General features: G+C 47.6%; 22 protein-coding genes, 1 riboswitch and 1 other annotated feature. Of the genes, 12 read left to right on the top strand and 10 right to left on the bottom strand.

Annotated elements, in window-relative coordinates; translation table 11 throughout:
* Positions 1-55: 55 nt before the first annotated feature.
* The gene (gene trhO, locus AC5LIL_RS13325; RefSeq protein WP_214695947.1) at positions 56-997 is read right to left on the bottom strand and encodes an oxygen-dependent tRNA uridine(34) hydroxylase TrhO; all 942 of its coding nucleotides are present in this window, start codon (positions 995-997) and stop codon (positions 56-58) included.
* A 228-nt stretch (positions 998-1,225) separates the two neighbouring features.
* Between trhO and AC5LIL_RS13320 the strand changes: the two genes are divergently transcribed.
* Positions 1,226-1,870 carry a TVP38/TMEM64 family protein gene (locus AC5LIL_RS13320; RefSeq protein ID WP_214695949.1) on the top strand — a complete coding sequence of 215 codons (645 nt, stop codon included), beginning with the start codon at positions 1,226-1,228 and terminating at the stop codon, positions 1,868-1,870.
* Positions 1,871-1,888: 18 nt separating this feature from the next.
* Here the strand turns inward: AC5LIL_RS13320 and AC5LIL_RS13315 are convergent, their stop codons facing one another.
* The gene (locus AC5LIL_RS13315; protein ID WP_214785618.1) at positions 1,889-3,172 is read right to left on the bottom strand and encodes a Na+/H+ antiporter NhaC family protein; all 1,284 of its coding nucleotides are present in this window, start codon (positions 3,170-3,172) and stop codon (positions 1,889-1,891) included.
* A 69-nt stretch (positions 3,173-3,241) separates the two neighbouring features.
* A riboswitch (SAM riboswitch) is annotated at positions 3,242-3,336 on the bottom strand.
* Positions 3,337-3,434: 98 nt separating this feature from the next.
* Complete coding sequence (locus AC5LIL_RS13310; protein ID WP_499824358.1) at positions 3,435-5,114, bottom strand: GGDEF domain-containing protein; 1,680 nt, start codon at positions 5,112-5,114, stop codon at positions 3,435-3,437.
* Positions 5,115-5,268: 154 nt separating this feature from the next.
* Positions 5,269-5,480, top strand: a binding site (T-box leader).
* Between the two features lie 58 nt (positions 5,481-5,538).
* Between AC5LIL_RS13310 and argS the strand changes: the two genes are divergently transcribed.
* Complete coding sequence (argS, locus tag AC5LIL_RS13305; RefSeq protein ID WP_499824357.1) at positions 5,539-7,221, top strand: arginine--tRNA ligase; 1,683 nt, start codon at positions 5,539-5,541, stop codon at positions 7,219-7,221.
* A 56-nt stretch (positions 7,222-7,277) separates the two neighbouring features.
* Here argS and AC5LIL_RS13300 read toward each other — a convergent pair whose 3' ends face one another.
* From AC5LIL_RS13300 to AC5LIL_RS13290, 3 genes are read right to left on the bottom strand one after another with little or no spacing between them, the layout of a single operon-like run.
* Positions 7,278-7,805 carry a hypothetical protein gene (locus AC5LIL_RS13300; protein WP_499824356.1) on the bottom strand — a complete coding sequence of 176 codons (528 nt, stop codon included), beginning with the start codon at positions 7,803-7,805 and terminating at the stop codon, positions 7,278-7,280.
* 34 nt (positions 7,806-7,839) lie between these two features.
* Positions 7,840-8,418, bottom strand: a complete 579-nt coding sequence (locus AC5LIL_RS13295) for a metallophosphoesterase family protein (RefSeq protein ID WP_499824355.1) — start codon at positions 8,416-8,418, stop codon at positions 7,840-7,842.
* The gene (locus tag AC5LIL_RS13290; protein WP_015880519.1) at positions 8,415-8,906 is read right to left on the bottom strand and encodes a YajQ family cyclic di-GMP-binding protein; all 492 of its coding nucleotides are present in this window, start codon (positions 8,904-8,906) and stop codon (positions 8,415-8,417) included. The genes AC5LIL_RS13295 and AC5LIL_RS13290 overlap by 4 nt, the downstream gene beginning before the upstream one ends.
* A gap of 68 nt (positions 8,907-8,974) precedes the next feature.
* On the opposite strand from AC5LIL_RS13290, the gene pulA reads away from it, so the two are divergent.
* The gene (pulA, locus tag AC5LIL_RS13285; protein WP_499824354.1) at positions 8,975-10,969 is read left to right on the top strand and encodes a type I pullulanase; all 1,995 of its coding nucleotides are present in this window, start codon (positions 8,975-8,977) and stop codon (positions 10,967-10,969) included.
* A 14-nt stretch (positions 10,970-10,983) separates the two neighbouring features.
* Here pulA and AC5LIL_RS13280 read toward each other — a convergent pair whose 3' ends face one another.
* Positions 10,984-11,148 carry a YycC family protein gene (locus AC5LIL_RS13280; RefSeq protein ID WP_074034284.1) on the bottom strand — a complete coding sequence of 55 codons (165 nt, stop codon included), beginning with the start codon at positions 11,146-11,148 and terminating at the stop codon, positions 10,984-10,986.
* Between the two features lie 130 nt (positions 11,149-11,278).
* Between AC5LIL_RS13280 and AC5LIL_RS13275 the strand changes: the two genes are divergently transcribed.
* The 4 genes from AC5LIL_RS13275 to AC5LIL_RS13260 all read left to right on the top strand — a co-directional run bounded on the left by AC5LIL_RS13275 (position 11,279) and on the right by AC5LIL_RS13260 (position 16,205).
* Entirely contained in the window at positions 11,279-12,079 is an 801-nt protein-coding gene (locus AC5LIL_RS13275; protein WP_499824353.1) for a hypothetical protein, read from the top strand.
* Positions 12,080-12,170: 91 nt separating this feature from the next.
* Positions 12,171-14,294 carry an MMPL family transporter gene (locus AC5LIL_RS13270; RefSeq protein ID WP_499824352.1) on the top strand — a complete coding sequence of 708 codons (2,124 nt, stop codon included), beginning with the start codon at positions 12,171-12,173 and terminating at the stop codon, positions 14,292-14,294.
* Positions 14,295-14,542: 248 nt separating this feature from the next.
* Complete coding sequence (locus AC5LIL_RS13265; protein ID WP_214747032.1) at positions 14,543-15,175, top strand: YitT family protein; 633 nt, start codon at positions 14,543-14,545, stop codon at positions 15,173-15,175.
* Between the two features lie 307 nt (positions 15,176-15,482).
* Positions 15,483-16,205: a YwiC-like family protein gene (locus AC5LIL_RS13260; RefSeq protein ID WP_074034291.1), complete on the top strand. Its 723-nt coding sequence runs from the start codon at positions 15,483-15,485 to the stop codon at positions 16,203-16,205.
* Positions 16,206-16,215: 10 nt separating this feature from the next.
* Here the strand turns inward: AC5LIL_RS13260 and AC5LIL_RS13255 are convergent, their stop codons facing one another.
* From AC5LIL_RS13255 to AC5LIL_RS13245, 3 genes are all read right to left on the bottom strand, one after another.
* The gene (locus AC5LIL_RS13255) at positions 16,216-17,160 is read right to left on the bottom strand and encodes a DUF4003 family protein (protein WP_499824351.1); all 945 of its coding nucleotides are present in this window, start codon (positions 17,158-17,160) and stop codon (positions 16,216-16,218) included.
* An 89-nt stretch (positions 17,161-17,249) separates the two neighbouring features.
* A complete protein-coding gene (locus AC5LIL_RS13250) occupies positions 17,250-17,681 on the bottom strand; it encodes a type III secretion system chaperone family protein (protein WP_015880528.1) in 432 nt (143 codons plus the stop codon).
* 67 nt (positions 17,682-17,748) lie between these two features.
* Entirely contained in the window at positions 17,749-18,015 is a 267-nt protein-coding gene (locus tag AC5LIL_RS13245; protein ID WP_214695974.1) for a metal-sensitive transcriptional regulator, read from the bottom strand.
* Positions 18,016-18,293: 278 nt separating this feature from the next.
* On the opposite strand from AC5LIL_RS13245, the gene AC5LIL_RS13240 reads away from it, so the two are divergent.
* The 5 genes from AC5LIL_RS13240 (at position 18,294) to AC5LIL_RS13220 (ending at position 23,748) form a co-directional block, all read left to right on the top strand.
* The gene (locus AC5LIL_RS13240; RefSeq protein WP_499824350.1) at positions 18,294-18,599 is read left to right on the top strand and encodes a rhodanese-like domain-containing protein; all 306 of its coding nucleotides are present in this window, start codon (positions 18,294-18,296) and stop codon (positions 18,597-18,599) included.
* Positions 18,596-21,061 carry a CoA-disulfide reductase gene (locus tag AC5LIL_RS13235; RefSeq protein ID WP_499824349.1) on the top strand — a complete coding sequence of 822 codons (2,466 nt, stop codon included), beginning with the start codon at positions 18,596-18,598 and terminating at the stop codon, positions 21,059-21,061. The genes AC5LIL_RS13240 and AC5LIL_RS13235 overlap by 4 nt, the downstream gene beginning before the upstream one ends.
* 201 nt (positions 21,062-21,262) lie before the next feature.
* Positions 21,263-22,708, top strand: a complete 1,446-nt coding sequence (locus AC5LIL_RS13230; RefSeq protein WP_499824347.1) for an alanine/glycine:cation symporter family protein — start codon at positions 21,263-21,265, stop codon at positions 22,706-22,708.
* Between the two features lie 84 nt (positions 22,709-22,792).
* A complete protein-coding gene (locus AC5LIL_RS13225) occupies positions 22,793-23,248 on the top strand; it encodes a hypothetical protein (protein WP_214747053.1) in 456 nt (151 codons plus the stop codon).
* Between the two features lie 53 nt (positions 23,249-23,301).
* Positions 23,302-23,748, top strand: a complete 447-nt coding sequence (locus AC5LIL_RS13220; protein ID WP_499824346.1) for a hypothetical protein — start codon at positions 23,302-23,304, stop codon at positions 23,746-23,748.
* Positions 23,749-23,774: the final 26 nt, after the last annotated feature.

Below are 23,774 nucleotides of genomic sequence, written 5' to 3'. Positions count from 1 at the left end.
CGTCAAAAAAAGTGTCACGGACGGCTTGTCCATGACACCTTTTGGTCGATTTTTGTTACCCGACTACTCCTTCAGTTTCCTGAAGTTTCTCTGCAATGTTGTCGATGATATAACGGTTGCGTGGGTGTTCTTGACACTCTTTCGAGCATGAACGCATTTGTTTCGGTTCACACTCTTCACAACAGAAATGCTGTACATTGCACTCCGGGTTTGCACAATTAACGTAACGAACCGTCTCAGTTCCACAGTGCATGCAGTGTGAAACAACAGTCGGGTTCACAGAGTTAACAGGGACGTTGATACGCTCGTCAAAGACGTAAAGCTCACCATCCCAGTTTTCACCTTTCGTCGCTTCGTCTTTTCCATACATTGCGACGCCACCTTTTAAGTGGAAGATGTTGTCGTGACCTTGGTCACGCATATATGCTGTAAATTTCTCGCAACGGACGCCACCAGTACAGTACGTGAGCAGTGTTTTCCCTTCGTAGAGGTCTTTGTTCTCTTCGAGCCATTCTGGCATGTAACGTGAAGCCTCTACATCGATTTTGATCGCGTTTTTAAAGTGACCAAGTTCGTACTCATAGTTGTTACGAACGTCGAGGATGACGACATCATCACGATTCATCATCTCTTTCCATTCTGCTGGTTCGAGGTATGCACCGTGTTGTTTCGGTACATCAAACTCACCATCAAAGCGCCACGTCACGAGCTCTTTCTTGTGGCGGACAAAAATTTTCTTGAACGCATGCTCTTCGACTTCATCGATTTTGAACTCGATATCGCTGAAGAGTGGGTTTGCTTTCAAGTCGTTCATGTATTGCTCAGTCTGTTCCCAAGTACCAGAGCACGTCCCGTTGATTCCTTCGGAGGAAATCAAGATGCGTCCTTTGATGCCAAGGTCTTTACAATACTTCAAATGTTCTTGCGTGAGTGTTTCTGGGTCTTCGATGTTGACGTACTTATAGTACAGCAAGACCCGCATTGGTTTTGTTTCCATGTTGTGTTGCTCCCCTGTGTTCAGTTTTTTGCAGGAAAACGAACGTTGGGTTGTGTCGTTCGACGAATAGACTTGCCTGCAACCACAAGTCCATTATTATATGATAAATATCACGACGAATTTTCGCAAATGGTTTTTAATTTTTTTTGACGAATGCAGGGAGATGCGTCTTGAAAATCGAATTCGGGTATTAGAGTAGTAGTAACGAAAGTTGAAGGTGGAACGACTATGCTCACTTCTCTCCAACAGTACATCATCCAATTAATCGAATGGCTTCAAAGTTTGCCTGGCGGTCCTTGGGCCGGACTCGGCGCTCCGTTTTTAGAAGCGATCTTTCCGTTTTTGCCACTCGTTTTAATCATTTCAGCGAATGCGGCAACATATGGTTTTTTGTTAGGGGTCCTTTTATCATGGATCGGGAACTTACTCGGAACGATTGTCGTCTTCGTGGCGGTCCGATATGTGTTTCGTAAACCGATGACGCGCTGGCTCGAGAAACATAAAGCGGCGGTCTATTGGTTAGAACGAATCAACCATATGAGTCCGATCTCACTCGGGTTCTTGTATTCGCTCCCGTTCATCCCGGTCAGTTTGATCACCTATTTGCTGGCGCTCATTCAGATGCCGCTCCGTACGTTCATTTTGGCGGCGGGATTCGGGAAACTACTCGTCGTCGTCATTTTCTCGGTCATCGGGGATCAATGGGAAGAATTTATCCAAAGCCCGTTTCGCTTATCGATGCTCGGTCTGCTTTTGGTCGCATTGTGGGCCATCAGTCGAGGACTAGAAGAAGTGCTCAAACGACGCGCTTTCAAAAAACGCAACGAGCAATTGAAGCAAGAGATGATCACTAAACGACAAACACCCCTTTGAACAAGGGGTGTTTGTCGTTTAAGACTGCTTTTTAAAACGCGGGAAGTTGAATGCAATCGCAATTCCTCCACAAATAAAGAGGAGGAACGGATAAAACATGAACGGGACGAGGTCAGGCGAAGCGGTCTTCGTCAACTCTGCGGCGATGAGAAGTTGCGCTCCGTATGGGAGAATCCCTTGTACACCACATGAGAAGATATCGAGCACACTCGCTGATTTTTTCCGTTCGATGTCGTATTCGTCCGCAATGTTCGCGGCGAGTGGTCCGGCTACGAGAATGGAAATCGTATTGTTCGCCGTCGCTACGTTCGTCGCACTGACGAGACCCGCGATACTCCACTCGGCACCAGCACGTTTTTGAATCCGTGATGTCAACGCATCACGCAAATACGTGAGTCCGCCGTTGTGCGAAATAAGTCCGACGAGGCCGCCCATGAGTAACGTCAAGAACGAGATTTCGGCCATACCGACCATGCCATCGGCGATAGCGGTCACAAATGCTGTGACGGATAAGCTTCCGTCGAGAAGACCGATGATTCCGGTTAGCGTGATTCCGCCCAACAGGACGAGAATGACGTTCAGTCCCGTTAACGCCAGTCCGATGACCGCGAGATAAGGAATCAGTTTATACCATTCGAATGCGGCGACATCGACCGTCGATTCACCGTTCGACAAGACCGCGAGTAAAATCGTCGTGATGATGGCAGCTGGTAGCACGATCCAGAAGTTCGTTCGGAACTTATCGCGCATGTTCGTCCGTTGTGTCCTGACGGCAGCAATGGTCGTGTCCGAGATGAATGAGAGATTGTCTCCGAACATGGCTCCGCCGACAACTGCCGCGGCAGCGATTGCGACGTTCACACCACTCTCTTCATGGATACCGAGGGCAATCGGCGCAAGTGCCGCAATCGTTCCGGTCGATGTACCCATTGCCATTGAAATAAAAGCAGCGATGACGAATAGTCCACTTAAGAGAAGCGATGGGGGTAAGAGCGTCAACGCGGCGTTAACCGTCGCGTCGATGGCACCGATTGATTCAGCTACCGTTGAAAAGGCACCAGCCAGTAAGAAAATAAAAATCATAATGATGATTCCCGGATTTCCGGCACCTTGTGCGATGCGTTCCACGGTTTGTGTGGCGCTTCCTTTTGTCATGAACGCTGCAACCATCAATGCGATCATGGCTGCGACGAGGACTGGAAACTTATAAAAGTCCCCATAGTAGACACCCGCCCCGATGAAAAAGAGCAAGAAGACGAGTAACGGCAGAAGTGCCCACTTGTTTGCTGTTGGTTGTTCCAAAATAATCACCTCACTAAAAAATAAAAAGGACCTTTTTCTTGAGAAAAAGGTCCTTCGTGTGAAATACCCTTTTCATCTTTCGGACGTATGTCCGCTGGATTTGGCACAGGTTCCCCGCTGCCGAGACTTCATAGGGCCAGTCCCTCCGTCTCTCTCGATAAAAAGTTAAGTTATCCTATTATCAAACACGTTCCCTAACGTACCTGTTTCAAATCTAGTTGTCAACCTAAAAACTCCCCAATTCGATGTGAGAAAGGGGAGTTTACGTCGTTAAATTGTTGAAGTGCGCCACGCGGTTACGTCCTGCATATTTTCCACCAACATACAGGGCACGGTCCGCATTTCGAATCGTATCATCGAGACGCTTGTTCCCGAACGCTTCGATTGTATCGACCCCGATAGACGCGGTGACAGAAATCTCATGGTGGTCGACAAGAAACGGTTTCGCTTCGATTTGATGGCGGATGCGCTCTGTGATTTCGATCGCTTGGTTCATGTCACAATGATTGAGCAACAAAATAAATTCTTCGCCGCCATAACGTGCAGCAAAGTCATCGGGACGAAGTACCTGACGGATTCGTCGTCCGAACTCTTGTAACACATGGTCTCCGACCTGATGACCGTACGTATCGTTGATCTTTTTGAAAAAATCAATATCGAGCATGGCGACCGATATCGGATATACCGACATATCGGATATTTGTTGAATGCCATATTCATAAAACGCACGCGCATTGGCGAGAAGCGTTAAACTGTCCGTCCGACTCTCGGTATAGAGGCGGTCCCGTTCGTGACAACGGCTAATGGTCCGGTTGAACGATTTTAACAATTTGATGATCTCGTGCTGAATAATCTTCGGATAACCGTATACAGGTTCGCCCATCATAACAATCCAGGTGCGAATCTCTTCGATTTCCTCCGAACGAACAGAAACGAAGCTGTGGTAATCGTCGTGGAAAGCATCAGAAAGGGAAGTATCCCATTCAAAGCGCATCTCATAGTCGAGGACTTGCTCGATTGGCTGACTCATGTCAAGCAACGTAAAGACGATGGGTCGATCGATGGGCTGTCGCGTCTTTAAATCAAAGTACAGGGTGCGTTCAAACAATTTAAACTCGACATACCCTTCATCATAATGATTCAGCTGTTCGCATTGACTTAAAAATACTTCGATGGCTTGCGCCTCGCTCTGTGACAAGGAAACGGCCTCTTTCGCTTCATCGTATTGCTCAATCAAAGATTTGAATGCATCTTGTCGCTCTTTTTGAATGAGGAGACGTTTAATAAAGAATGTCAACGCAGCGGCGATGCTACTGACGACGAGTAAGTTGGTCTCTCGGAAAAACGCTGCCGCTAAGATGAAAATCAAACTGACGACGTACGTGTAGAAGGCAATCTTCATAAAGTCGCTTAAAGCGATGTCGACGCGGAACCACCATTTCACCTGATATTTTTGGAATACCGTGTTTAAGAAGATGGCAAGGAACAGTCCGGCAAGCGGCACGAACGAATCTTGCGAATAAAAGTCGAGACCGGTCTCCCCACCGAGGGCGAGATAAACCGCTGCCGGGATGACAATCTCTAAGTACGCCGTAATGGCATTCCACGGATACGTGAAGCGGAAGCGACGGATGGCGACTTTCGGTTTCAAATTGGCGAATTGAAAGACGAACAACCCGATTTGGTTGACGATGAGTGCTGTTTCAAATCCAAAGAATAAAAATAAAATTAAGACGATACTTTCAGAAAATGTGAAGTACACACCTTTGACTTCGATCGAGTCGAGTTGAAAAATGATGACAAGCAATGAAATTAAAATAAACGACAACGGATCGATCGTTGGGGCGTGTAGGACATCCAATGCGAATAATGCGATGGTGAAGATGAATAAAGCACTCCATATACTCCAACCGAGCACGGACATCTTACGAAAGTGGTTCATGCGTTCCCTCCTAGCATGGGACATTTCAAGATCTAATAGTAAAGATTCGTCACGATTTCGTGTGAGTCCTGCTTCTGTTCCATGATGCTTGAATTCTAGCATTGAGTATACACGGAATATCCTCTATAATGAAATTGCTTTTCAACCGCATAGACGAATGTCGATGAAAAAGAGAGTAACGATAGTTTGGTCAACAAAGCGACCTGGGGATTGGTGAGAGCCTAGGCTGACAAACGTCGCGAAACGCACTTTTGAGATGCTATCCGAAACGAGAGTAGGCATAGCCGGAGGGAACCGTTATCACCATAAAGCGGTCTGCGTCATGCAGGCAAGAAGAGTGGTACCGCGGGAATTCCCGTCTCTTTGCATCTATGCAAAGGGCGTTTTTTTTATGAGTTGTGATACGAAGAAGGAGGACATACAAATGAGTTATGAACGCAAGTACGCAGAAGCGTTAGCACGTGTCATCGGAGACGAGCTCACGATTGACCAGATTGAAGCATTGATTGAGAAGCCAAAACACGAGGCACACGGTGACCTCGCGTTCCCATGTTTCCAATTGGCGAAAGCTTATCGTAAAGCACCTGTCATGATTGCGACAGATATCGCAAACGACTTGAATGATGAACTGTTCACAAAAGTCGAGGCGGCAGGACCTTACGTCAACGTCTTCTTGAGCCGTGACGTCGTGTCAAAAGAAATCATCAACATGGTACTCGATGAGAAGTCAGAGTACGCGACACATGCAACACGTAATGAAACGATTGTGACGGACTTCTCGTCACCAAACATTGCCAAGCCGTTCTCGATGGGTCACTTACGTTCGACGGTGATTGGGAATGCGATCAACCAAATCGCACGCAAAAACGGATATGACGTCGTCGGCGTCAACCACCTTGGAGACTGGGGTACTCAGTTCGGGAAATTGATGGTTGCCTACAAGAAGTGGGGCGATGAGGAAGCGGTACGCGCCAATCCAATTGCAGAACTCTTGAAATTATATGTTCACTTCCACGAAGAAGCGAAGACACAGCCGGAACTCGAAGACGAGGGTCGTGCCTGGTTCAAGAAGCTTGAAGACGGCGATGCGGAAGCGACAGAGCTTTGGCAATGGTTCCGTGACGAGTCACTTAAAGAGTTCCAAAAAGTATACGACCTCCTCGGTGTGAAATTCGAGAGCTTCAATGGTGAGGCATTCTACAATGATAAGATGGGACGCGTCGTCGAGATGCTCGAAGAAAAAAATCTCTTAGTCGAAAGTGAAGGCGCGATGGTCGTCTCGCTCGAAGAAGAGAATTTGCCACCATGCCTAATCAAGAAGAAAGATGGCGCGACATTGTATGCGACACGCGACTTGGCAGCAGCGATTTATCGCTACGAGACGTACAACTTCGTGCAAGCGAACTATGTCGTCGGTGGCGAACAGGCGCTACACTTCAAACAACTCTTCTCGGTTCTTCGTAAGCTCGGCTACGACTTCGTCGATGGCATGCATCACGTACCGTTCGGCTTGATCTTGCAAGAAGGGAAGAAGATGTCGACACGCAAAGGTCGCATCGTTCTTCTTGAGGAAGTGTTGAAAGAAGCAATCGAAAAAGCACAAGCGAACATCGAACAGAAGAATCCGGACCTTGCGAACGCAGAAGACGTCGCACGCATGGTCGGTGTCGGAGCGGTCGTCTTCCACGACTTGAAGAACGAACGCATCAACAACATCGAATTCGATCTCGACAGCATGCTCAAGTTTGAAGGGGAGACAGGACCTTACGTTCAATACACGAATGCTCGTGCGAACTCACTCCTCCGTAAAGGGAACTACGATGGCTCACCGTTCACTGGTGCAGATGATGACTACTCATGGAGTGTCGTCACGATGCTCAACGCGTTCCCGCACGTCATCACACGTGCGCATGAACGCCGCGAACCATCCATCATCAGCCGCTACGTACTTGACCTCGCGCAAGCGTTCAACAAGTATTACGGTCATGTCCGCGTCTTAGAAGAAGATGCAGGCAAACAATCGCGTCTCGCACTCGTGAAGGCAGTGACGCTCGTATTGACGGAAGGACTCCGCTTACTCGGTGTCGAAGCTCCGGAAGAAATGTAAGCTATACAAAAAAGGACCTCATTCGCTGAGGTCCTTTTGATTTAGCAACTTTAAAATTAAAAGTCAGAGAACATTTCATAGCCGTCTTTGAAGAAATTGAGTCGAGAACGATCCATCTGATCGGGCGACATGAACAACAAATGTTTTTCATCATCATATGTGACGATTACTTTAATCAGCTGTTCCGTGTAAGATGGAGACCCAGCTACAAATACGGTTACCTGATGCGTTGTTGTGACTTCTATGTCTTCTTGGGCTACCGTCGCATAATCGTCAAGTATTCGTTGCACTTCATCTTGCGCAAGAAGTGAAATGGGTTTACCGCGGTCGATGACGACATAAGACTGAATCGGATTCTCGAGCCGATCGACCACAAAAAGATGATCATCGGTGAAATACGCGTAGTTTTTGGGTGACTCAAAATAATTCCCTTCTACATCACCAAACTCTTCTAGAGCAAAATGACGGACAAGGTTTTGAACTTCCGATTTACTCGGAGTGGGATCGTTTGTCATTCTCCACCCCCACCATCCGAATGAAATAACCATAAAGCCCACTGTAATCAAACACATGACTTTTTTCATGGGAGTCTCCTGAATTTTGATTGCTAAAACTACTTCACACTTTCATCCGCGTCACCGTTCGGGTTTCCGTGTCATAGAGACACCATTCCCGATCAAATATGACGGCACCGACATTGATGACATATCGCTTTTTCTTCAAATGGAACGGTGTCCCGATTTCCCACGGCAAGGATCTTCCTTTCCGGTAAATCCCCGGAATGTGACTATGTCCAATGAAAACGAGTGGATATTTCCCTTTCTCAACAATCGGTTCCCAGTCTTCGTTCCATTTGACTTGATGCCCATGTAAAAAGCGTGCTTCGCCAAGAGTCGTCTGTTCCGGCAATAAAGAAATCCGTGTTTTCACGGGATGGTCGATGACGAGTACCTCGTCGATTCGCTCCTCTTGATTACCGCGTAGACTTGGGAACGTCAACAATGCTTCATAGTTCGGGTCATACGTCACGACGTCTTCCACATGATGAAAGCGCTCGTGACGTCGTTTTTTCCCGATGTGGCATTCATATAGGTCGCCAAGACAGAGAATATGCTCGGTTTCCCGCCGGACGTCATCGAGAACCGCCTTCAAATCATCAAACGAACCGTGTGGGTCACTGATGATCGCGAGTTTCATCGGAAGTTCGTGAATTGGGCATCGACAGACAACTCGAGCTCACGAACGAGCTGCATGACAGCTTGAAGGTCGTCACGCGATTTTCCGGTCACCCGGATTTGATCGTCTTGAATTTGCGATTTGACTTTAAGTTTTGATTCTTTGATGGCGTTGTTGATTTTTTTCGCGTCATCTTTGTCGATGCCACTCTTCAATTTCACACGTTGACGAACCGTGCCGCCGAGTGCGTTCTCTACTTTTTGATAGTCGAGGTTTTTTGTCGGAACGCCGCGCTTGATCAACTTCGTGATTAAGACGTCTTTCAACTGCTCAAGTTTATAGTCGTCATCCGAGATAAGGACGAGGTCGCCGTTGTCGAGCGACATCTCACTTTTTGACCCTTTAAAGTCATAACGGTTCAAAATTTCCTTCTCCGCGATTTGGATTGCGTTTTTCACTTCTTCAAGATTCATTTCGGACACGATATCGAAAGAATTGTCTTTTGCCATGTTTCATCCATCCTTTGTGTGGTTTTGTTATAATGATAGCAGATTTGAAGCAGTGAAGGAGTGAAGAGATGGAACGTACAATGGATCAACATACACATGCAGACTTAGATCACGTTGCCTATCACGGGAAAGACCTTGGGGTGACGTTTAAAGGGGAACAGATTCGACTACGTGTCTGGTCTCCGGTAGCGGAACAAATGTCGGTCAAGTTATATCGCACAGCCCGTGCACGTAAGTTTGAACGACTCGAGCTCGAACCGGCTGAGAAGGGGACTTGGGTCATTGAACTCGACCGCGCCCTGTTCGAAGGTCAATTTTATGTATTTGAAGCAATGATTGATGGGAAAAAAGTGGAATCACTCGACCCTTATGCAAAAGTCGTCGGAGTGAACGGGAAGCGTGGATGCCTGCTTGAGCCGGCATCCTTGAACCCGGACCATTGGATCAAAGAACGTCCGCTATTCAATTCTTCACAAGAGGCGGTCATTTATGAGGCGCACGTCCGTGATTTAACGAGTCATCCGGAAAGTGGCGCCACGCATCGTGGGAAGTTCTTAGGCATGACCGAGACGGGTACGACGACAACAAGCGGATACCCGACCGGTCTTGACTACATCACCTCGCTCGGTATCACACATCTTCAATTGATGCCATTCTTTGACTATGGCTCGGTGAACGAATCACGCGAGAGCGAAGATAACTATAACTGGGGATATGACCCGGTACATTACTTTGCGGTCGAGGGATCGTACGCCTCGTCAGCAGACGATCCGGCGACACGAATTATTGAACTAAAAGCAATGATTCAAGCCCTCCACGATCGAGGCATCCGTGTCATCATGGACGTCGTCTTCAACCATACGTACGATGCGTTGACGACACCGCTCGGTCAATTCGTCCCGGATTATTATTATCGACTAAATGAGGACGGAACACTCGCAGACGGTTCAGCATGTGGGAATGACACGGCATCTGAGCGTGCGATGATGCGTAAGCTCATGGTCGAGTGTGTCACATATTGGGCGAAGGAATTCATGATTGACGGATTCCGTTTCGACTTGATGGGATTACATGATGTGAAGACGATGAATCAAATTCGGAAGGCGCTTGACCGCGTCGACCCATCCATCCTGGTCATCGGAGAAGGTTGGGATTTAGACACACCACTCCCGGTCCGTAAAAAAGCGAATCAACACAATGCGCATAAGATGCCACGAATCGCGCAATTTAATGATGGGATTCGAGATGGTGTCCGTGGAGACGTGTTCATCGAGGACTTACCAGGCTGGGTGAGCGGCAACACAGACATGACAGCTGACGTGAAACGGGGAATCGCTGGCGGGATTACGAGCCAAAGTTTTGCCGATGAACCGAACCAGGTCGTCAACTATGTCGAATGTCACGATAACTTGACGCTTTGGGACAAGTTGTCCGTGACAAATCCAGAAGATGATGAGACGACACGCCGTCGCCGCCATCGTTTGGCGACATCAATCGTGCTTCTCGGACAAGGGATTCCGTTCCTCCACAGTGGGCAAGAGTTCTTCCGCACAAAAGATGGGGACGAGAATAGCTTTAACTCAGGCGAAGTCATTAACCGTGTCGATTGGACACGTGCAGAACAAGAAGCGCCGAGTGTGGAATATGTGAAAGGTCTCTTGCGCCTGCGGAAACAGTATCCGCTCTTCCGACTTGAGAACACGGAGCAGATTCGGAAACACTTACGCTTCTTCGATGAAGAAGAAGGCGTGATCGCATTCGAGTTGAGCCGCCACGTCGAAGGCTATGTAGAACGACATGTCGTGTATCACAACGCGCTAGAAGAGGCGGTCGAAATTAAACTTCCGTCCGGTAAGTTTGAAGTAAACGTGGAAGACCATACCGTCAATCTGAAGGCTCCGCGTCAAATCGAGGACCGTCATCTGACAGTCGCACCACTATCGACGCTCGTGGTGACGGAACGTCGTCCGGATTACAGCAAATATGCTGTTGCCGGAGGTGCCGCACTCGCCGTGCTTGGTCTCTGGTATGTATCGAAAAAACGAAAACGTAAAGAACAGTAACTAAAAAGGAGACGTTAATCCGTCTCCTTTGATGTGTCTTCCTCTGCTTGAGATGCCTCGAGTTGCATCATTTTTTGAACGAGAATATGCTTCGGCATATGCATCAATTCTTCGAGCGGGACGTTCAACTTTTTCGCAAGCTCAACCGCGGTCTCTGGTGATAATTGTAATGGGCGCATCGGTATACTCCTTTCTGAACCATTCATCTATACCGACAGTATACAGGAAAATCGAAAATGTGTTGAACGAACACATTCAAAATCGAATTTCGCTTAGGTCGTTGCTAAGCTGAAATTAGGAAGTGATCAAATGTACAAACAAACAGCAGACTTTCAATTTCATCAAACGATCGAATGGTTAGAGCGTGTCGGTGAAGGTTGGATGTTGTACTTGGCGCAAACCGGATTTTTGTTCTTTGACGAGTCGTCCCAAATTCGCTGGGAGATTGACTGGGCTTGGACACCGTGCGCCCTATATGTGGAACCGAATGCGACGCGTGCCGTAGCATGGTTCCGAGAAAAAGGACTTTACGGAGTCATTGATTTACAAAAAGGACAGATGGAGACGCATGCGATTCCACAACGCTTTAACGGTGACTGGTTTAGCAATTTGCACTATTGGCAAGGCGATGACATCTTCTTATATTCAGCCGAATCGGATGTCGTGGCTTTGAACCTCCACGATCATACGTTTCGATATAGTCGCTACGAAGAAGTCCCACTCTTTGGGAACATCATCGAGCTGGCGTATCAAGGGACGTATGATTTTGAACGATTCACACCTGAAACATGTGTGACCTTATTTGATGAAAACACGCATCACTTTTTAGTGGAGAATGTGAAAACGAATGAACACTGGCGTATTCCGTATGAAGGAGACCGTGAGACGGTCATCCTCGATCAAGTCGGCGAAACGACGGCAATCACTTCGACCGAAGCGTTCCACCTGTTTCGTCGAGAAGAAGAATTGTTTTGTTCGACTGTGTGCGCGGACAATCAATTGCTGAAGGTCATGCTGTTAGATGACCGAGGCGATCGACTCGTTGTTTTATCCGCACCACCACGATTTTGCCATAGTTGGCTTCAAGTTTTTGAACGACAAGAATCCTGAACCCGAAACAGGTTCAGGAATTTTTTGTGAAGTGATGATGAATGAAGAGGGAAACGGGAAGTAGATGGTTAGACAGGGAGGAGTGACAAGGATGGAATGGTTAGGTAGGCAGTTGGTTCGCTTTCGATATGGAGTACTACTCATTTGGACGATCTTACTTGCAGGGTCGGTCTATTTTGGGCTGCAGCTCCCGGGTGAGTTGAGAGGAAACGGCTTCGCGATTCAAGACGGGCGCTTCCAACAAGTAGAAGATACGTTGAATGAACGGTTCGACCGTGCAGGTGCTTCGATGATCGTCTTGTTTGAAGGCGGAGAAATAGAAACGGTCATGGACGAACAACAGCAACGGTTCGAGGAAATTCGGTCGATTGATGGTGTCATTACGCCGTCAGAGAATCCAGATGCTCGTTCAGGCGACGTCTCGTACTTTGTGCTTGAATTTGAAGACTATGAAGCAGCCGAATCTTCGATTGAGGCGGTTCGTGACGCCCTGATCACAGACACTGATACAGAAGTGCGGTTGACTGGGGAACCAGTCTTTGCAGACGACTTGAACGAGGCGTCGAAAAATGACTTGATTCGGGCGGAGTTGATCGGGATTCCGGTTGCTCTCATCGTATTGTTACTTGTTTTCGGAACGCCGCTCGCGGCACTCATGCCGTTGCTCGTCGGACTCATCACGTTCATCGTAGCGGCAGGCTCTTTATTCTTTTTTGCGCAAAACATGGAATTATCTATATTCGTCTTGAACGCCGTGGCGATGATCGCCATTGCGCTCGGGATTGATTTCTCATTGCTCCTCGTCAACCGTTACCGTGAAGAGTTGACGCGTGGACAATCAAGAGAAGAAGCCATCGTCCGAACGGTGGCGACGGCAGGACGCTCAATCCTCTTCTCTGGATTATGTGTCTTTGTCGGGTTGGCCGGTCTACTCTTTATTCAGGTCGATGTCTTCCAGGCGGTCGCACTTGGTGCGCTCATTGCCGTCGCGGGGGCGGTCTTGTCCGCACTGACACTCTTGCCGTCATCTCTGTATTTAGTCGGGGATGCCTTGAATAAAGGGAAAATCATCAAGTCTGACGAAACGAAGTCAGAAAAACGCTGGCAAAAGCTTGCTCGCTTCGTCATGAAGCGCCCTGTGACGATGACGCTCGTCGCGTTATTGTTACTGTTACCGAGTCTTTGGTTCGTCCGTGACTTAGAACTGAACATTCCGGACGCAGATGCGCTCCCGACTTCGTATGAATCACGGGCGGCACTTGAACGATTTGACGAAGTGTTCGGTGAAAACGCAACCGATGCGGTCATTTTGTTCGAAGCGAATGATTTGACGGACCCGATGATTTTAGAAGAACTGACAACGCTCACGGACGAGTTAAACGAAGTAGAGATTGTCGATAACGTCTCGACCTTTTTGACGACGTCTGGTTTGACGCCTGAAGCGTTCACCCAACTCGTTGAAGCGGCACCGGAACAACTCGCTCCGCTTGAGCGACTCGTCACACTTGATGGGAATACGGATCTCGCCCTCGTCAACGTGAGTTTCGATGTACCACCGAGTGACAAGGAAGCGCAGGCGTTCGTGCGCGATTGGCGAGACCAAGGATTCGAGGTCGGTGGACCGGCTGCCTTCAACGAAGAGATTTATGATGAGATTTACGATAGCATCCCATATGCAGTAATCACCGTCATTTTGGCGACATTCTTCATCCTCATGTGGGCATTCCGATCCATCTTGATTCCAATCAAAGCCATTCTCATGAATGTACTCGGTCTCGGAGCAACGTTCGGCTTACTCGTCATCATCTTCGAATCCGGTTATGTATATGACGCGGAGACGATCAGTATTTTGACACCGGTCTTCATCTTCTCACTCGTCTTCGGATTGTCGATGGACTATGAGGTGTTTCTCGTTTCACGAATCGAGGAATATTACCGGGAGACAGGTGACAACGACTATGCGACAGAGATGGGACTGGCGAAAACGAGTAAGATCATTACCTCGGCTGCCATCATCATGATTGTCGTGACGGGCGCGTTCGCCTTCACGGGTGTCAGCCCGATTAAACAGCTCGGTGTCGGAATCGCCCTCGCCATCTTTATCGATGCGACGATCATCCGAATCCTGCTCGTTCCATCTCTTATGAAACTGTTTGGGGATTGGAACTGGTGGTGGTTCGGTAAGAAAGATTTACCGAAACGTAACATGCACTAAAGGTAAAATTCATGAACTGAATCAAAATGTGTGGTAAACTACGTACAAGATTACGCGCAATTTGAGAAAGGAAGGTCTTTATGGATACCGAGAGGACGTGGCCTCTGTTCCAACTTCCGGACTTCTAGCGTTGAATGATCACCATGACGTGTATCAATCAACAAACGGAAGATCGGAGATGGAACAGATGGAACCGCAGCTACGACTGAGGATCCTCCTCTCCGTCAAGAACGGGGAGGACAATCGGAATGAAACGAGTTGCTACCATAGTGCTCGGAACGCTGATCATGGCGTTCGGTTATTATTATTTGAATGAACAGTTTGGTTTGGCGGAAGGTGGATTCGTTGGGTTATCGCTACTCGGTCGCTATCTATTTGATATCGACCCGGCGATCTCGATGATCGTGCTCGACATCCCATTTTTTATCATCGCATTGTGGTGGAAGGGATGGCGTTTTGTTGGGCAGGCGGTGTTAGCCGCTTCGTCCCTTTCGCTCAGTTATGCGATGTGGGACCGTCTCGATTTGCTCACGTTTGATATTCAAGTATGGCCAGCGACGTTATTCGCTGCTATCGCAAGTGGGATTGTGACCGGATATGGTCTCGGCCTCGTCTTGAAGTCAGGTGGGGCAACCGGAGGCGACGATTTATTCGCCCTCGGATTATCGAAATGGACAGGCGTGTCAGTCGGTACGATTTTAATTATCTTTGATGTGATCGTCCTTGGGATTTCACTCATTTATTTACCATTATCGAACGCATTGTATACGCTCGTCGCGGTGTCAATCGCCGGACGGGTCGTCACCAAGATGCTTGTCGTCGATGAGCCGAAAGCGACACCTGTCGTACCAAATTGGACACCAAAAAACGATCTCGCGTGAGATCGTTTTTTTAGTTCATCGAAACGGCGATATCAAATAGATCCTGCTTCGAAAGTTGATGTCCACTGTAGTCGATTGCGTATTCGACGCCATCTCGTTGCCAGCTGAGAAATGAACAGTTTTGCAATCTTAACATTATCTGTCATTGGAATTGTGTACGCGAAAAACTATATGAAACGTAAGAAACAGGCAATGTGATAAAATGGGTGGCTGATGCTACCTATTTTTCTTTTTCGTTATTTGTGCTAAACCTCACAGCGCATGCTATCACCATCCATTACACTAGTGGATGAAGGAGTGATAGGTGATGAAGTGGATGATTCCAACACAACATGGGGCATGGTCGATGCTCATTTTGCCGTTCGTTCTTGGAGGAACGGTCGGAGGATGGGCGTGGACACATGTGCCTTTTGCCATCGCATGGCTATTTGTTTATATGGGAACATTCTTCTTGTTCCAATACATCAAACAACGTAAGAAATCGCGTGAGCTTTTACGCACAGTGATGATCTATCTGATGATTGCTACATTATCCATCATTCCAGTCCTATGGATGCAATGGAGTCTCATCTGGTTCGCTTTTGCGATGATTCCATTCGGTCTCGTGAACGCCTACTTTGCCAAAATCAAAGATGAGCGAAACGTGTGGAACGACGTCAGTGCCGTCACGTCATTCTGTATCGGAGGAATGGCGAGTTATTACCACGGAACACACGTCTTTGATGAAACGATTATATGGGTATTCGTTTTACCATACCTCTATTTCCTCGGAAGCATCTTTTTCGTCAAGACGATGATCCGTGAAAAGCAGAGCCTCACGTATCGAAACCTTTCGTGGGGATATCATATGTTACTACTCATCGTTTTCATTACACTAGATTATCCTCTACTCGCATTGGCTTATGCACCAAGCCTGGTACGCGCTGTTTGGTTCTACGGCAAAAAGATCCCAATCATGAAGATTGGGATTGTGGAAATCGCTAACTCGGTATTTGTGCTGGGTTGTCTCAGTTGGTATTTATTTCGCTAAGGAGAGGTTTTTAATCGCTTGACACATTACTCGAAATGATAGCCACCGTCGTTGCGGCCGTTGCAGCCTGTTGCATCGCAAGTAAATGGGTAAACGTGCCATGTAGTAATAAATCACTTGCATCCTTTTTGATGTTTTCCGCAGCGACAAGCTGTAAGGCGACCGTCAATGCATGTATATGGAACCAACGATTGCGTTCCTTCTCAGCGTTCGTAATCTCAATCACGTCGCGTCGGTCCTTTTCGTTCGGTGCCGAGACAATCGATAAAAGGGCGAGCGGAGGTAAGTGCTCCGCTTTAACAGCGATGGCTTGTGATTTCAACCACGCATGCCAATCAAGGAAGCGGGCGACGACCTCATCCGCTGACAACTCACTAAATGTGAGTAGATGCGAGACGAGTTGCAATTCATTTGAACGGGGAAGCTCGGTTTTTAATGCTTCATAATATGTTTCAATTCGCGTATTCAATGCCTCGTGGTCGTCGAACGCCTGGACGAGGACAAGTGCGGACAACAGGTCCTCCTCGCTCGTCAGCCAAGGGTGGTTTCGTTTGAACGTCTGATAGAGTGCACTCGCCTCGTCGAGTCGACGTTTGGGTTCCTCGACATTAATCAGTTGGCTCGCGATGAAAGGACGCAGCATACTGAAACGGAAGTGTTTTCGATCGAGCAACGTATCGAGACGGAGAGCCTCGTCAATTGCTGAATCGATGTCTTCATACTTTGCATCAAGAAAAGAAAGCCAGACGAAATTGTTACTGCCACGGAATTTAGAGAACAGACCGGTCTTTTGTTTTAGAGCCGCTTGGGCGTGTTCGAACCTCGCCGCATCGAACGGGGTTTCATGAATGGCATAATTAATGGCCATCAGGCGACGAAAGTCGTCGGTGAACCATTTCGTTGATTTTCGGATTGGGTCGAGAGAGTCGAGATAATTCGTATAACGCGTCAACATCAACAATTCCCCCTTTTTCTCTTTGTACGAAATCAATCGAAAGAATGTTTCAAAAAAAGCCGCCAGGAAATGTTCCGGGCGGCTTTTCATTATTGTACTTGTGTGTACAGCTTTTGCATGTACTCGTTCACTTCGTCTGCCGCTTGGAACATCATGAATGAATGTTGCAAGATGATCTCTGGTGAGAAACCGAGATCGAGGTCGAGTGTTGATGCGAGTGTGACATCACGATCGCTGTCGAGTACGCAACGGAAGTATTTGAATTCCTGGTTGAACTCGTTCAAGGCATTTAGAATCGGTAAGTCTTCTACGTAGTCTGGAACGTGCGTGACGGTCGCAGCGTATAACTCAGCGTCTGTCGTCTTTTTGTTAAAAGCGATAATCATAACGGGCTGAGCCCCGGATTTTGTTGTTTCACGCGTCAAAAACGTGACGTGCGTTTCAGTGTCGCTCTCTTTGAACGTCATGTTGCGTTCAGCGGCGAGCGCTCTAAATGATTCTACTTTTTCTTCGAAGTTCACAAGGAAATCCCCCTTAGTAAGTCGTTACTCTAACTTTCCCCCATTTGGACGGGGAAAGCAAGGGGAACTAGCGTTTCATCAACATTTTAATGGCTTCTTCGACCGTTTCTGACGTATCTTCGCCATCTGCTTGCGCTGTGATGATGCACTGTTCTAAGTTCTTGGCCACGATAATCGTCGAGGCGCGGTCGAGTGCAGAACGTGCTGCGCTCAGTTGTGTCACGACGTCACGACACTCTTTCCCTTCCTCCATCATGCGGATGATGGCGCGAATTTGTCCTTCTACCCGTTTCATACGATTCAATACTTTCGGGTCGTATTGATACTGTTCCATGTCCTTCACCTCTATAGTAAAAATTGTTCAGTTACCCAACTATTTCTTGTGTAGGCTCATCTTAATACATGGGGGAGTATGTGTCGAGCATCAACTACTTTATAAAGATGTGATGAAAAATTCTACATTTCGTCAAACTTATTTCTTGCATTTGAATACCTGAGGGGGTATATTAATGACGTGGAAGCGAAATGTTCAATAAATCACAAACTTTATTGATCGCCAGCTACCAAGCCGAATGGTATAGATTGAATCGAAAATAGAGAGGTAGATTAATGATGAAAGCATCTGCTTTAAAACGTCAAATGGACTTTGAAGTGCCTGTAAACATTGTCGACGTTCGTGAACGCGACGAGTTTCAAGAAGCGCATATCGAAGGTGCCAAAAACTATCCGTTATCAGAAATGACAATATGGATCGACACACTCGACCCTGCTGAAGAATATGTCGTTCTTTGCCGCTCTGGTGCACGTAGCACGCAAGCAACTTGGCAAATGGAGGCAAAAGGCTATAAAGTGGTCAATATAGAAGATGGCTTGATGAGTTGGCCAGGAGAAGTCGTCAGAGGAGGAAATGGACAATGAGTAAAAAAATCGTAATCGTCGGTGGGGTAGCGGGTGGTGCATCTGCTGCTGCACGACTACGTCGTTTAAATGAAGAAAACCATATCGTTATGTTCGACCGTGGGGAATACATTTCATTCGCTAACTGTGGTCTTCCATATTACATCGGGGACGTCATTCAAAATCGTCAAAAACTGCTCGTCCAAACGGTTGAAGGTATGAACAAACGTTTCCAACTCGATATCCGTAATTTGACGGAAGTCGTTAAGATCAACCGTGACGAAAAAACAGTGACGGTGAAGCATGTTCAAACAGGCGAAACGTACGATGAGTCATACGATGTCCTCATCCTTTCACCAGGAGCGAAGCCGATTCGTCCAAACATCCCTGGAATCGACGAGGCAGAAGACATCTTCACACTTCGTAACATTCCAGATACAGATAAAATCCGTGGCTACGTTGATGAGAAGGCCCCAAAACATGCAACGGTGATCGGTGGGGGCTTCATCGGCATCGAAATGGCAGAAAACTTACGTGAGCGTGGGGTGGATGTGACACTCGTTGAGATGGCAGACCAAGTCATGACACCACTCGACCGTGAAATGGTCGCACCGATTCATGAACATTTACGTCTTCACGGCGTCGAACTTCAATTGTCAGATGGCGTTTCTTCATTCTCTGAAAAAGGGAAGAAAGTTCATTTGACGAGTGGTCGTGTCATCGATACAGACATGGTCATCATGTCGATCGGGGTCACACCAGAGTCGACGATTGCGCGTGAAGCGGGACTTGAAACAGGTACGCGCGGTGCGATTCGTGTAAACGAAAAAATGATGACATCTGATCCATCGATTTACGCGATTGGGGATGCGGTCGAAGTACTCGACTATGTCTTCCAAGAGCCGACTGTCGTCCCACTCGCATGGCCAGCGAACCGTCAAGGTCGTCTCGTTGCTGACATCATCAATGGCCGTGACGTGAAATATAATGGAACGATGGGAACGGGAATCGCGAAAGTGTTTGATATGACGGTCGCATCGACTGGTTGGAACGAGAAACGTTTAAAAGCGGCTGGTAAGACGTATGAAGCCGTTCACGTGCATCCAGGCTCGCATGCCGGATACTATCCAGGGTCGACACCGGTGTCACTCAAACTCTTATTCCACCCAACGACAGGTGAGATTTACGGTGCACAAGGTGTCGGTATCAACGGAGTCGACAAGCGAATCGACGTCATTGCGACAGCGATGAAAGGCGGTTTGACGGTCCTCGACCTTCCTGATCTCGAACTCAGTTACGCACCACCGTTCAGCTCTGCGAAAGATCCAGTCAACATGATTGGGTATGTCGCTTCTAACGTCGTACTCGGTGATAACGAAGTCGTGCATTGGGATGAAATCGATGAGCTCGTGAAGAACGGAGCGACATTACTTGACGTCCGTGACGTATCAGAACATGAACTTGGGAAGATTCCAGGATCGATCAACGTCCCGCTCAACTCATTACGTGAAAATTTAGACAACTATGACCGAAACGAAACGATTTATGTGACGTGCCAAGTCGGTCTTCGTGGATATCTCGCATCACGCATCTTGCGTCAAAACGGCTTCAAGGTGAAAAACTTGAGCGGTGGCTATAAAACATGGTCACAAATCAATCGTGATTTCGAGGCGCTTGAAGAAGCGAGCACATCAAATGAAACAGCGGCTACCGTTGTAGAAGAGGAGCCAACACAAATGACGAACGCACCAATCGGTGAAGCGATCATGTTAGACACGTGTGGTCTACAATGCCCGGGACCAATTTTAGAAGTAAATAAAAAAGTTGCAGAACTCGGAGAAGGCGAAACACTTCGTGTCCTCGCAAGTGACCCAGGGTTCTTCGCAGATATCGAGGCATGGGCGAAGAAGACAGGTAACAAACTCGTCTCGAAACAATTCGTCAACGGACGCGTCGAAGCCATCCTTCAAAAAGGACAAGGTCCAGTTGCGCCACAAGCGGGCGCTCCAACAGGAGATGGCGCGTCAATGGTCGTCTTCAGCGGTGACCTCGACCGTGCGCTCGCATCTCTCATTATTGCGCAAGGTGCTGCAGCGATGGGGAAAGAAGTAACAATGTTCTTCACATTCTGGGGACTCAATGTCATCCGCAAACCGGACGCGCCGGAAGTGAAGAAACAAGGTCTTGAGAAAATGTTCGGCATGATGATGCCAGGACATGCCGGCGAACTTCCACTCTCGAACATGAACTTCGGTGGTGTCGGCCAAAAAATGATGAAGAAGGTCATGAGCGACAAAAATGTTCCTTCTGTCGAAGAAATGATCAAGTCAGCTCAAGAGGCAGGGGTGAAAATGGTAGCTTGCACGATGTCAATGGACGTCATGGGCATCAAAGAAGAAGAGTTGATTGATGGGGTCGACCTCGGTGGGGTTGCGGCGTATCTCGGCGCAGCAGAAGGTGGCAACTTAAATCTCTTTATCTAAATGAAACTGTATAACGAATCAGGTTGCGAAGGCAATCTGATTCGTTTTTTTGTTGGTGAGACGCGATTTGAAAGAAGACCTTATATGCAAGAAAACGAATTAATATTGCAATTTTCGTATAATTTACCTATAATTCTAGTCATGTTAAAAAAGTTGACATGACTTTTTCTGTTGAGATTTTTAGAATGATGGAGGATTAGTATGGAAAAATTTGTAGAGAACCTCGTTTCGCAGGCGAACGATTTGTTATGGTCACAAGTGCTCATCGTCGTACTTGTCGCATTAGGTCTTTATTTCACGGTCCGGATGGGCTTCGTTCAGTTCCGCATGATTCCTGAGATGTTCCGCCTTTTGTTCAAAGAAGGAACAGCTCGTGAGAAAGGTCAAGTGTCTTCGTTCCAAGCGTTCGCGATCGGGACGGCAGCACGTGTCGGAACAGGAAACATTGCCGGTGTGGCGACAGCGATTGCGCTAGGTGGCCCAGGGGCAGTCTTTTGGATGTGGCTCATTGCTTTGATTGGAGCAGCTTCTGCATTTGTCGAAAGTACATTGGCACAAGTGTATAAGATCCGTGACGGACGTACGTGGCGTGGAGGTCCGGCTTACTATATGGAACGTGCTCTCGGTCAACGTTGGCTCGGTGTCTTGTTCGCGATTTTAATCACGTTCTCATTCGGATTCGCGTTCAACTCTGTTCAGTCGAACACGATTTCACTTTCTGTAAGTAATCAATTCGGCATCAGCACGACAGTCGTCGGGGTTGTCCTCGCGATTGTCACAGCGATTGTCGTATTCGGTGGGGTTCAATCGATTGCGCTCTTGTCGAGCATCATCGTTCCAGTCATGGCGGGTGGCTATATTTTACTCGCGATTTGGATTATGGTGACAAACGTATCCCTCTTACCAGACGTCTTCAGCCTCATCTTCTCAGAAGGAGTTCTTGGAATCGAGCAGCTCTTCGGTGGTGCAATCGGTGCGATGGTACTCCAAGGGATCCGTCGCGGTCTCTTCTCGAACGAAGCAGGTATGGGTTCTGCGCCGAACGCCGCTGCGACAGCGGAAGTTTCACACCCTGTTAAACAAGGGTTGATTCAATCGTTCAGCGTATTCGTGGATACATTGCTCGTTTGTACGTCGACAGCGATGATCATTTTGATTTCAGGTGTTGCCGGTTCAGAATCGTTCGCCGGTGTCGAATTGACGCAAGCGGCGTTGACAGCAGAGGTCGGTTCGGTCGCGACATCGTTCTTGACGATTGCGATCTTCTTGTTCGCATTCAGCTCGATTCTTGGTAACTATTACTACGGCGAGACGAACATTCAGTTCATCTCGGATAAAAAAATCTATGTCACGCTCTATCGCATTGGTGTCGTTGGAATGGTCTTGTTTGGTGCGGTCCGCTCTGCTGGCCTCGTCTGGTCGATTGCTGACGTGTTCATGGGTCTCATGGCCCTCGTCAACTTGTACGCAATCTTCCGCTTGGCGAAAGTGGCTCGAGCCGTTCTTGACGACTACTTGTCACAGCGTCGAGCAGGACAAGATCCGGTCTTCTATGTCGACTCGGTAGAAAATCTTCCAGGCCGTGAGTATGTAGAAGCCTGGGAAAGCGAAACAGAAGAACAAAAAACAGGAACAAGTCGTTCTTAATGAATGGAACCGTCTACGAATTCACGTAGGCGGTTTTTTTACGTATACAAGACGGGTAATGTCATAAAAAGGGGGCGTTCATGTATGGAGACGACGCATTATGTACGTGTTTCCCCAGAAGTTTGGGTGTCATTTAATCAAGATCCGGAGATGATTTTAGATTGGTTGATTCATATGCATGAGCAATACCGTAATCGGGACGACACGTTAACGCTCCCAAATGTTGAATCGTTTCAACGCGTGCTCAGTCAAATCGAGGTGTATATCGATGGGGCTGACACATACAATATGGAAATGGCGCTCGTCGGCGAGGAGTTGATTGTGAATGAAGCACAGGCGGTCGTGGTCGGGATTTTGACCCCACAGCTGCTTCACATCGTCAAAGACACATTGCATGCGTTCGGACGGGATGATGTGAAAGATATGGCGCTCGTACCGAAAGATGAGTTTGAGACGATTTGGGAAGATTGGACAAAGTTGCAACAGTTCTGTGAGACGGCCGCATCCCAAGAAGAACTTGTCCTCATTTATTATGAGTAAAGATGAATCCACCATGGTATAGTGTAAAAAAATGGATAAAAGGGGATTCAATCATGGACGTGTTCGGCACACTCATTTGGCTTGGTATTCTCATCAACCCGTTTCTCGCCTATCAAACGAAACGCAGATCACTTTATCGCATCACACTCATCTTGTTCATCGTATTCTTGGTGACGTGGGGGTATGCTGTAGCGGGCGTAACAGTACCGACCCTGTTTGACACAGCGTGGAGTTTGCTGTTCATCGCTTATGTTAGTCTTTTGGTGTTGAATAGTTACTTCGTCAGTAAACGGTTCGTTCCAAATATGACATGGTTTCGTTTTAGTGTGATGGGCCTAAGCGGAGTCGTCATCAGTCAAGTGTGGTTCGGACTGAGCACGGATAACTGGGAGTGGTCCTCCTTCATGAATGGGGACGTATGGATGATGAGTGTGATCGTGTCACTACTGCTCCTTTTTTTCGTCACGATGAAGACGCTAGATCGCCAGATTGAAGTATAAAAAATCCCGAAGCGACTTCAATCGTT

It is taken from the genome of Exiguobacterium sp. RM11 (genome assembly GCF_059821525.1).
The sequence above is the reverse complement of the archived record's forward strand: the minus strand, read 5'-3'. Positions and strand labels throughout refer to the sequence as shown.